This is a genomic window from Sutterella sp. KLE1602 (assembly GCF_001578585.1).
GTDB classification, from domain to species: Bacteria; Pseudomonadota; Gammaproteobacteria; order Burkholderiales; family Burkholderiaceae_F; genus Sutterella; species Sutterella wadsworthensis_A.
In genome coordinates, this window is the sequence record NZ_KQ968579.1 from 10,929 (window position 1) to 11,264 (window position 336).

At 63.7% G+C, this 336-nt stretch carries 1 protein-coding gene; it reads left to right on the forward strand.

The annotated features are described in order from the left end of the window. The coding region (locus HMPREF3036_RS10740) for an FAD-binding protein (RefSeq protein WP_156469823.1) at positions 1-336 on the forward strand (336 nt) is incomplete at both ends.

Genomic DNA, 336 nt, shown 5'->3' on the forward strand with positions numbered 1-336 from the left:
TCGTGATCGGTGCGGGCGGTGCGGGCTTCTCCGCTGCCATCACCGCCAGGAACGCCGGCGCCAACGTCGTCCTGCTCGAAAAGATGCCCGCCGTCGGCGGCAACTCGCTCATCTCGGGCGCTGAAATGAATGTCGCCAAGAACTGGGTCCAGCCCAAGCTCGGCATCAACGACGACTCGCCCGAACTCCATGCCGAAGACACCTTCAAGGGCGGCGACGGCAAGGGCGACATGAAGGTCATCAACGTCATGACGCACCAGGCGCTTGACGCCGCCAAGTGGTGCCGCGATTACCTCGGCGTTCGCTTCGAGGACGACAACCTCTTCTTCTTCGGCG